Source organism: Pantoea sp. AG702 (assembly GCF_003182295.1).
GTDB classification, from domain to species: Bacteria; Pseudomonadota; Gammaproteobacteria; order Enterobacterales; family Enterobacteriaceae; genus Pantoea; species Pantoea ananatis.
This window is the reverse complement of record NZ_QGTU01000007.1, coordinates 76,556-87,308: the sequence shown is the minus strand read 5'-3', so window position 1 is coordinate 87,308 and position 10,753 is coordinate 76,556. Positions and strand designations below refer to the sequence as shown.

The window sequence follows — 10,753 nt, the reverse complement described above, 5'->3', positions numbered from 1 at the left end:
GTCATCATAATGAATAAAAACCAAATCAGTGCCGGTATCTGTCGTGCGTTGTTACTGGGCGGGGCGCTCTCGCTGTCTTTGCCATTGCAGGCGGCGGAGAGCAGCAACCCGGCCTTGCAGGCGCTCTTTGATCAGGCGGCCTACTGGCATCAAAAGGCTCATGACGACCTGGCGAAAGCGTCACTGCAAAAAGTGCTCATGGTTGAGCCGAACAATACTCAGGCGCTTTATCTGCTGGCGCTCTATTCGCAACAAAGCGGTGACAACGCAGGAGCGATGCAGTATCGCACGCGTCTCAGTCAGGTTTCACCTGACAATCCGCACCTTGCTGAACTGGATAATGCCCGTCAGTTGCAGACGATTCCCCAGGCGCAACTCTCGCTGGCCCGTCAGCAGGCCAGAAGCGGAAATATTGCGGCGGCCTTGCAGACCTGGCGCAATACCTTTAGCGGCAACGAACCGCCCGCCAGCGTGGCTGCCGAATATTATCTGACCATGGCCGGCGATCGCACGTTGCTGCCACAGGCGATTGAAGCGTTGCGCGAGTTTTCAGCCCAGCATCCTCAGGATACGGGGGCCAAACTGGCGTTGGGCAAGGCGCTGACTTATCAGGACTCGACCCGACGTGAAGGCATTGACTTGCTGAGTACGCTGGCAAGTGGCAATCAGGATGCCGATCGTTCTCTTCGTCAGGCGCTGTTGTGGCTGGGTCCACAGGCATCGGATGCCTCGCTTTACCAGACCTGGCAGCAGCGACATCCCCAGGATAATGCGGTAATGGACTATTACCGCAAGAACGTGGGCGGAGCCGAAAAAGGCGCGGGATTTAGCGCGCTTAACAGCGGCGACGTGAACACGGCAGAAAGCAATTTCGGCAAAGTGTTACAGGCTAACCCGCAGGATGCGGATGCGCTGGCCGGGATGGGATACGTCGCGCAGCGAGAAGGCCGTTATCAGGACGCAGCGGATTATCTGCAGCGCGCGGCGCAACTGGGTGGCGATCAAAGCGCCGATCGCCAGAAGCAGGCTGCTGATGCGCGTTTTTATGCGCAGTTAGCCAGCGCCCAGCAGGCCTTTAAAAATGGCGACAGCGCGCAGGCACTGGCGCTGAGCGAACCGCTGACGCATGCCGAAGGTGAGAAGGGCGTTGCGGCCGGCTTATTCCGTGCCGATATTTTGCGCCGCAGTAATCAGCCCGATCAGGCAGAGCAGGCTTACCGCGCGATTCTGAAAACCGATCCCGATAACCGGAGCGCACGCGAAGGATTGTTCTACGTGCTGCGTCAGCAGAACCGCAGCGCTGAAGCCAATACGTTACTGGCCTCATTGCCGGAAAGCGTCAGGCAAAGTGTGGCGCCGCGAGGCAGCAGCGTTGATCCGATTCGCCAGCAGGCGAAACGTCAGGTCGCGGCAGGCAATATCAATGCCGCGATTGCCACCCTGCAGCAAGGTATCCAGCGTTATCCGCAGGATGGCTGGTTACGCCTCGACCTCGCCCGCCTTTATCGCCAGCAAGGGAATACCCTGCTGGCGGCAGGCGTCATGCAGCCGGTGATGCGGAGTGGTGCCAGCACCACGGAACGCTATGCGGGCGCTATCAACGCCAGTGAAAGTGGAGCCTGGCAGCAGGCAAGTTCCCTGTTGGCGGGTATCCCTGCCCGCGAGCAAAACCGTGATATGCGGGAACTGGCGCAGCGTGTGAATTTCAATTTGCAAATGGCCACGGCCGACCAGTATCTGGCGCAAGGATCGAATGCCGCAGCGGCAAACACGCTGAAAGCGCTGGCGGTGAATCCGCCTGATAATCCTGTTGATGCCGGGAACCTGGCACAAAAGCTGGCCAAGGCCGGCGATATCAACAGTGCGGTGGCGGTGGTTCGCGGAAATATGCAGCGCGGTGTTCAGGGGAATGCCGGAGATTATGCCGCTCAGATAGCCGTACTGAATCAGGCCGGGCTGGACAATGAGGCACAACGTTTTCTTAGCCTGCCCGAACTGCAGACACGCAGTACACCAAAGCAGCTGGCAGAGATACGTGAAGGTTACCTGATTAACGACGTTGATCGGCTGCGACAGCAGAAGCAGTATGCAGCTGCCTACGATAAGCTGATTGGTGCACTGCAGCGCGATCCGCAGAACCGTGATTTGATGTTCGCCATGGCCCGTCTGTATCAGGACGGCAAAATGAATAAAGACGCGGGCGTCGTCTACGACTATTTGATGACCCAGGATACGCCATCCCAGGATGCGCGCGTTGGCGCAATCAATGTCGCGCTGGCACAAAATAACGTGCAGCGTGCCAATGAGCTGGCAAAAGGACTGACGTCTAGCCAGACGCCACAGCGTCAGTTGCTCCTGGCGCAGGTCGCCGAGGCCAATGGCGATCACATGCAGGCCATGCGCTATCTACGCTCGGCGCGCGGTCAGATTATTGGTTTGCAAGGCGCACAGCCGGGTGCCACGCCGACCATTGGCGGACTGGCCCTGGCCGACAATCCCTTTATCAATCGCAGTACCTCGCCCGTGGGGCGCACGCCGTCCAGCTATGGCACCGTGCTGCCGTGGCAGGTTGCGCCGGTATCCGCAGAGGGCGCGCAGGAGGGCACCCTGGCCAGTGCCAACACGGTTTCCTCTCAGCAGGCTCAGACGCTGCACGATGTTGACGCCATGATGGAGAGGTTGCAGGAAAAGACCGGCACCTGGGCGCAGGGCACCGTGCAGGTGCGCGGGCGTGACGGTGAGTCAGGGTTGAGTCAGTTAACGGAAGCCAAAGCACCGCTGACCTTCTCTACCGTGCCCTTTGGCGATGCGCGTTTCAACTTTACCATGACACCCGTTTCACTCACGGCGGGTAGCGGTGCAGGCGATGCCTGGCGTCGCTTTGGCACGAATGCGCTGGAGCAGGGCAAAGTGGTCGCGGCCGGTCTTGCCAAAGTTGACGATGTCCCGACTGCCACAACTGATTCGCAAAGCGCATCCGGTGTGGAGCTGAATCTTGCCCTTCAGGGCGACAGCTATAAAGTCGATCTGGGCAGCACGCCACTGGGCCAGGATCTCAATACGCTGGTGGGAGGGGTGCAATGGTCGCCGAAACTCACGGATTTCCTGACGCTGATTCTGACCGGTGAGCGCCGGGCTATTACCGACAGCCTGCTGTCTTACGTTGGCGCGGAAGACAAATCCAGCGGCAAACGTTGGGGTAATGTCACCAAAAACGGCGGCAATGCGCTTCTGAGTTATGACAACGGCGATGCCGGATTATTTGTCGGGGCAGGCGCTTACAGCTACGTGGGGAATAACGTGGCCAGTAACAATAACCTGCAAGCCAATGCGGGTGTTTATGTCCGTCCTTTCTATGCTGACGATCGTGAACTAAAGGTCGGCATGAGCCTGTCCTGGATGAATTTCTCGAAAAACCTCAGCTACTTTAGCTATGGTCAGGGCGGTTATTTCAGCCCGCAGGACTATGCGTCGATTTCTTTCCCAGTCGACTTCTCACGCACGTTTGACGATCTTAAAGTTAACATTGGCGGCGCAGTGGGTTACCAGAGCTACAGTCAGGATAAGAGTGCTTATTTCCCGGGCGATGCGGGCCGTCAGGCGCAGCTGGAGCAGCTGGCTGCCAATGGCAATGTGAAAAGCGCCTTCTATGAAGGCAACAGTAAAAACGGTGTAGGTTATAACCTGCATGCGGGCGCGGATTACAAAATTGATAAAGATGTCACGATTGGCGGACAGCTGGGTTATGACACCTTTGGTGACTATAACGAGAGCACGGCGCAGCTCTATTTCCGTTATTTATTCGGAGAGAAGTAATGAGTGAAGCATTTAGCGGGATGACCCACCCGTATCAGCCTGGCTGGTTTGATCTGGTCAGCGTTATGGTCGAAGGAATGATCGCCAACGCAGGCCAGGAGCAGGCGGAGGCGTTTCTGCACAGCATGGGCGAATCGCTGGCGACACGCTATCCTTTACCTGAATCGCGTACGGTGCAGGATTTCGAACGAGAAGTGAACCTGCAGCTGGCCCGGTTCAGTTGGGGATTTGTGCAGTTACAGCCGCAGGAAAACGCCCTGTTGATTAAGCATCATGCTCTGCCTGTCGGCGACAGCACACAGTCGGTCGCTCACTGGCAGGCGGCATTGAGCGCCATCCTGGCGGGGATGTTTTCTGGCTGGCTTCAGGGCCAAGGCGGCAGTAAAACCGTACCGGTTGTGCTGGAGCTGAACGATGGTCATACCATGCATTTTCGATATCAATAAGGTGCTCTGATGAGAGTTAAGCCAGTGTGGTCCGGTATTCTGGTCTTGTTTATGATGTTTTTCAGCACCCAGGCGATGGCAAGTGGTTGGGATACCTATAAAAGCCGCTTTCTTCAGTTAGACGGACGCATTATTGATACGGCAAATAATAATGTCAGTCACACGGAAGGCCAGGGTTACGGCATGTTGCTGGCGGTTGCTTATAACGATCGCGCGACCTTCGATAAACTCTGGAAGTGGACGCGCACGAACCTGCGCAATCCGCAAAACGATCTGTTCTACTGGCGCTACATTCCTGATGCACAGGATCCTGTCGCGGATAAAAATAACGCGTCCGATGGCGATGTGCTGATTGCATGGGCGTTGCAACGGGCTGCGCAAAAATGGAATGCAAGCGATTATCAGCAGGAATCGGACCGCATTCAGCGTGCGATAGTCAAACTCGATGTGACGAACTTCGGTGGCTACACCGTAATGATGCCGGGCGCGCAGGGATTCAATAAGAACAGCTATGTGGTTTTGAATCCCTCTTATTTCCTGTTTGTCGCCTGGCAGGAGTTCGGCCAGCGCAGCCATTTGCAGGTCTGGAACAAGCTGATTGACGGCGGGATGGCGCTGCTGGGCAAGATGCATTTTGGCAACAGCGATCTGCCGCTTGACTGGGTCGCGCTGAACGCCGACGGCTCCGTCGCGCCCGCGGTGGGTTATTCAAATCGCTTTAGTTACGATGCCATCCGCGTGCCGCTGAATATCTGGTGGTACGATCCGCAAAGCCTGGCGCTGGGGCCTTTCCAGCGACTCTGGCAGGGCTATGGTCGTATGAATACGCCGGCCTGGTTTGATGTGCTGGCCAATACGGCGGCGCCTTACCATCTGGAAGGCGGCTTGCTGGCGGTACGTGATTTGGTGCTCAACGAAACAGGCTACCTGAGTGACAAACTGTCTCCTGAGCAGAACTACTTTTCTGCCAGCCTGCAGTTACTGACCTGGATGGCTTATCAGGAAAAGCGTTGATCGTGGCCTGAACACAGACGGCAGCATTCCTTCACGGTTCCACATTGAGGGGATGCTGCTGAGGCAACTCTCTTTTTGTTACTTCCTCCTTTCTGAATCGTCTGCTTCAGCCCCCTTAAGCCACAAAATAACACTGCAATAGGATATACTTGACGCGCTTTTCCAGACGGATATCTACGCTCTTAGCGAGCCGGGAGTAAAATTTTTGCGCGTAAGCCGATCACTGACGATAAAACAGATGGCAGCCGTTTCTCTGATTGCGACGGTCACCATCAGCATTTTTATCGTTATTCAACTGTTCCATTTTGTGCAGCAGCGCAGGATCGACTACGCCCAGCAAATGGAGAATATCGCGCATACCGTGCGTCAGCCGCTGTCTGAAGCCGTCCTGAAAGCCGATATTCCCCAGGCCGAACGCATTCTTCACTCTCTTAAGCCGGCAGGCATCTTATCGCGCGCGGATGTGGTGTTGCCCAATGCTTTTCAGGCGCTCCACGCGAATTTTGAAAACGAAAAGCCGATTCCCAGGCTGGTGGCCCGTCTGTTTGAGCTGCCGGTGCAAATCACGCTACCGCTCTATTCGGTGGAACATACTGGCTTACCTAAGCCGCTGGCCTATCTGGTGTTACAGGCCAATTCAACGCGTGTTTATCAGTTTATCCTGAGCACGCTCTCGACGATGATCATCACCTACCTACTGCTGGCGCTGATACTGTCGGTCTCGATCAGCTGGTGCATCAACCGGTTAGTGGTGCATCCACTGCGGCGAATTTCGCGTGAGATCCAGGAGTTGCCGCCCCAGTCAATCCTGACGCACAAACTCACCCTGCCTGCCGATCATCGCGACGATGAAATTGGTATGTTGATTCGCAGTTATAACCGCAATCAACACGTGCTGGAGTCCATCCACGATGAGATGAGCCGGTTAACGACGCACTTTGCCGTTACCGATCTGCCTAACCGGGCATTGTTTTTAGCACTGTTGGACCAGTTTATCTCTTCCCGGAGACAGCCTTTTAGTTTGATGGTCATTCGCATTGAAACGCTGCAGGAAGCCAATGGCGTATTAAGCGACGAGCAGCGCGATACGCTGATGTTGACGCTGGTCGAGAAAATTCGCAGCACCATTGATGACCACACTGTCTTAGCGCAGACCACAACCAGCGATTTCGTTCTGTTGATGAAATCGGCCAATAACCCGTTTCGCGCCCTGCGTCTGGCCCGTAACCTGATGATTCGCCTAAACCAGCCCGTCAATCTGCATCAATTGCAGCTACGGCCTAACGCCAGCATCGGCCTGGCATTAGGTGAAGAGGGCGAGTCGATGGGCGCCGGTGAGATGCTGGACAGAGCGACCTCGGCCATGATGTCAGCACGCCGTCAGGGCAAAAATCAGATCCTGTTTTTTGATGCCGCGTTAACCGAGCGTGCGCAAAAACGCTTGACCCAGGAACATGATATTTTACAAGGCCTGCACGACGAACAGTTTGCCCTTTATCTGCAGCCTCAAATCGATATGCAGACCGGCAGGTTAGCCGGTGCGGAAGCGCTGTTACGCATGCGTCAGGGCGACGGCAGCTATGGCTTACCCGAAGAATTCATTGCCAGTGCTGAAGAGATCGGGGTGATTTCCGCCATTGGCCGTTGGGTCGTTGAGGAAGCCTGTCGCATTCTGGCGGGCTGGCAGCGTCACGGCGTAACGGTGCCGCTGAGTATCAATATTTCTGCCGTACAGTTACGCGATGCCAGCATCGTCAGCCATCTGCACGCTCTGCTTGAGCGGCATCGCATTGCGCCCGGTTCTTTGGTGCTGGAGATTACCGAAACCGCGCAGATTGGCGATGCCGAGCAGGCTATTTCTCTGCTGAGAATGTTGCAAAAAACCGGTGTTGCCGTCGCGCTTGATGACTTTGGGATGGGCTATTCCAACCTGAACTACCTGCACCAGTTTAAGTCATTGCCAGTCAATAAGCTTAAAATGGACCGCAGCTTTGTGGCCGCCTTACCTGAAGATGACACCATGGTGCGCATCGTTGCGGCCATTGCGGATATTATCGATCTGGATGTGATTGCTGAAGGGGTGGAAACCTGTGAGCAGCGTGACTGGCTGCTTGCGCGTGGTATCACGATTGGTCAGGGTTATCTCTACTCTGAAGCCCTGCCGCTGGCTCAGTTCAATGCGCAATGGGTTCCCTCACCTCAACCGGAGGATTAACCCTCTGATTCCTTGATTTTGCAAGAATTTTAGTTACAAAACCCCTTGCTGAAGCGTTTCAGTTCAGAATTACGCTTGTATCATTTCCCCTGACTTTGCAGCCCTGTATTAATCACGTAAACAGAGTGTTATTTTCTGTCCACTGTCTGGCCCGGCCTGCCTCGCCAGCCAGTCACAATAAAAAATCCGACAACATTACCCTATTCGTTAGTGGATACCTGTTTATGAAACTATTTAAAAGCCTTTATTTCCAGGTTCTGGTCGCCATTGCTATCGGCGTACTTATGGGCCATTTCTATCCAGATTTAGGTACCCAAATGAAGCCGTTAGGGGATGGCTTCGTTAAATTGATCAAAATGATCATCGCGCCTGTGATTTTCTGTACGGTGGTGACCGGTATCGCCGGGATGGAAAGCATGAAAGCCGTCGGCCGCACGGGTGCGGTTGCGCTGCTCTATTTTGAAATCGTCAGTACTATTGCGCTGATTATCGGTCTGATCGTGGTTAACGTTGTACAGCCTGGTGTGGGCATGAACGTTGATCCCGCGACGCTGGATGCGAAAGCTGTGGCCATTTATGCCCAGCAGGCCGAGCAGCAAGGCATCGTTGCCTTCCTACTGGATGTGATTCCGGGCAGCGTGATTGGTGCTTTTGCCAGCGGTAACATTTTGCAGGTCCTGTTATTTGCCGTCCTGTTCGGTTTTGCACTGCATCGTCTGGGCAACACGGGCACGTTAATTTTCAACGTGATCGAAAGCTTCTCCAAAGTGATTTTTGGCATCATCAACATGATCATGCGCCTTGCGCCTATCGGGGCATTTGGTGCCATGGCCTTTACCATCGGTAAATATGGTGTAGGTTCACTGGTCCAGCTTGGACAGCTGATTATCTGCTTCTATATCACCTGTATTCTGTTTGTGGTGGTGGTGCTGGGACTCATCGCTCGCGTCTTCGGTGGCTTCAGCATCTTTAAATTCATTGCCTATATCAAAGAAGAGCTGCTGATTGTACTGGGCACCTCTTCATCGGAATCTGCACTGCCACGTATGCTGGATAAGATGGAACGGCTGGGTTGTAAGAAGTCCGTGGTGGGGTTGGTGATTCCAACAGGATATTCCTTTAACCTGGACGGAACCTCAATCTACCTGACGATGGCGGCTGTCTTTATCGCCCAGGCCACCAATGCCCACATGGATATCTTCCATCAAATTACGCTGCTGGTCGTGCTACTGCTGTCTTCCAAGGGCGCAGCCGGGGTAACGGGCAGTGGGTTTATTGTGCTGGCGGCAACGCTTTCAGCAGTAGGACATTTACCGGTTGCTGGCCTGGCGCTGATTTTAGGTATTGACCGCTTTATGTCCGAAGCGCGTGCGCTGACCAATCTGGTCGGTAACGGCGTCGCCACGGTGGTGGTGGCAAAATGGGTTGATCAGCTGGATAAAAAACAGCTGGGTGACACGCTGGCGGGCAAAAATAAGGCAGAAAATCCCTCAGAATCTGCGATTTAACCTTTGAATGTGATTTAATCCTCTCAAATGCCCGCTGTCACTTGCCCTGACAGCGGGCATTTGGATAATAAACCCCACTTGTTTTTTTCAACGTTTTTCACTTCGTTGCGTGACATCCCGGTCTTCCTGTGGTCAAACCTGTTGTTAATGATCGGCAGCGCGAATCGGCCATGTCCGGTTTGCTTATAAACGCGGCTAAACGCGCCAGTGATAACGATTTTTGAATTGTTTGAGTAGGGGTTCACATGCAGGGCACCAGAATTCGGCTTTTGGTTGGTGGATTAGTACTGGCAGCGACCAGTTACGGTGCGCCGGCAGAAACGCTGCAACCTGATCCAGCCTGGCAACAGGGAAGACTGGACAACGGATTTAACTGGCAACTGTTGGCAACACCGCAACGGCCAAGCGATCGCATTGAGTTACGCATGGTGGTTAATACCGGTTCACTGGTGGAAAGCGCCCAGCAAACCGGTTTTAGCCACCTTTTGTCACGCCTGGCGCTGGTACACAATACCGCCCTGGATACGAATCAGCAGCGCGCATTATGGCAGCAGAGTATCGATCCACAGCGGCCTCTGCCGCCGGTTATTTCATCGTATGATTACACGCAATACAATTTAAGCCTGCCCAATAACCGCCCTGAGTTACTGAAAGAAGCCCTGAACTGGCTGGCGGCCACGGCGGGTGATATGGCGATTACCAATCAGGTTGTCGATACAGCCCTGTCCGCTTCCGATCCGGTAAGAACCTGGCCTGCGGATACTCAGGATGTCTGGTGGCGCTATCGGCTGAAAGGATCGGCGTTGCTAGCGCACGATCCGGCTGAGAAGCCGCGTGCCCCCGTTGACGTCGCGCAGCTGAAAAGTTTCTACCAGCAGTGGTATACACCAGATGCCATGACACTTTATGTCGTCGGCAATGTCGACAGCCGTAACCTTTCCGAACAAATCAACAAAGCGTTTTCACCGCTGGAAGGCAAGCGCAGCGCCCCTGCATCCATGCCCACCTTGTCTCCTTTACCGCATGATCCGGTTAATCTGGTCAGCGGCACGTTAGCGCAGGATCGCCTGTCCCTTGTCTGGGATACGCCGTGGCAGCCCATCCGGGACTCACAGAACTTGCAGCGTTACTGGCGTAGCGATCTGGCGCGCGAAGCGCTGTTCTGGCACGTGCAGCGCGCGATGAGCAATAAAAAAGTTCAGGGTGTGCAGGTGGGATTTGACTGTCGGGTGCTTTACCAGCGCGCGCAGTGTTCCATTAATATGGATACGCGCAATGACAGCCTGGAACAGAATATGAACCTGGTTGCCCGCGAGCTGGCTGCCGTGCGCGATAACGGTTTGCCACAGGAAGAGTTTGATGCCCTGATGGCCCAAAAACTTCTGGAGCTGAATAAGCTGTTCACAACCTACGCGCGCACAGATACTGACGTGCTGATTAGCCAGCGTTTACGATCGCAGCGCAATTCAGTGGTAGATATTGCCCCGGAGCAGTATCAAAAGCTGCGGCAGGATTTTCTCTCCGGCCTGACGCGCGATCAGCTCAATCAGGAGTTGCGGCAGCAACTTAGTCAGGAGTTAATGATGGTACTGATTCAACCGGAAGGTGAATCAGAAACCAACGTTAAGAGCCTTAAAACGGGCTGGGATAAGCTGATGACGTTGCCTGCGACAGCATCTGCACCAGCGGCCGGCGGGGACGTCAGCCAGCCGGACAGTAACGCTGCCGGTGATGCAGCGCCACCGACCTCCTGA

At 54.7% G+C, this 10,753-nt stretch carries 6 protein-coding genes; all 6 read left to right on the top strand.

Annotated elements, in window-relative coordinates:
- Nucleotides 1-9 precede the first annotated feature (9 nt).
- Entirely contained in the window at nt 10-3,816 is a 3,807-nt protein-coding gene (locus DFO57_RS17460) for a cellulose biosynthesis protein BcsC (protein ID WP_072138484.1), read from the top strand.
- Nucleotides 3,816-4,262 (top strand): cellulose biosynthesis protein BcsD, encoded by a 447-nt coding sequence (bcsD, locus tag DFO57_RS17455; protein WP_013024038.1) that lies wholly within the window; start codon nt 3,816-3,818, stop codon nt 4,260-4,262. The genes DFO57_RS17460 and bcsD overlap by 1 nt, the downstream gene beginning before the upstream one ends.
- A 9-nt stretch (nt 4,263-4,271) precedes the next feature.
- Entirely contained in the window at nt 4,272-5,276 is a 1,005-nt protein-coding gene (locus DFO57_RS17450; RefSeq protein WP_110015548.1) for a glycosyl hydrolase family 8, read from the top strand.
- Nucleotides 5,277-5,481: 205 nt separating this feature from the next.
- Nucleotides 5,482-7,491, top strand: a complete 2,010-nt coding sequence (hmsP, locus tag DFO57_RS17445; RefSeq protein WP_015701304.1) for a biofilm formation regulator HmsP — start codon at nt 5,482-5,484, stop codon at nt 7,489-7,491.
- 218 nt (nt 7,492-7,709) lie between these two features.
- Nucleotides 7,710-8,999 (top strand): dicarboxylate/amino acid:cation symporter, encoded by a 1,290-nt coding sequence (locus DFO57_RS17440; protein WP_170934936.1) that lies wholly within the window; start codon nt 7,710-7,712, stop codon nt 8,997-8,999.
- A 245-nt stretch (nt 9,000-9,244) separates the two neighbouring features.
- Nucleotides 9,245-10,753, top strand: a complete 1,509-nt coding sequence (locus DFO57_RS17430; RefSeq protein ID WP_013024042.1) for a pitrilysin family protein — start codon at nt 9,245-9,247, stop codon at nt 10,751-10,753.

Excerpts from the sequence above, each read along its gene's own strand:
- DFO57_RS17460 (WP_072138484.1), top strand. The coding sequence starts at position 10 with ATGAATAAAAACCAAATCAGTGCCGGTATCTGTCGTGCGTTGTTACTG.
- bcsD (WP_013024038.1), top strand. The coding sequence starts at position 3,816 with ATGAGTGAAGCATTTAGCGGGATGACCCACCCGTATCAGCCTGGCTGG.
- DFO57_RS17450 (WP_110015548.1), top strand. The coding sequence starts at position 4,272 with ATGAGAGTTAAGCCAGTGTGGTCCGGTATTCTGGTCTTGTTTATGATG.
- DFO57_RS17430 (WP_013024042.1), top strand. The coding sequence starts at position 9,245 with ATGCAGGGCACCAGAATTCGGCTTTTGGTTGGTGGATTAGTACTGGCA.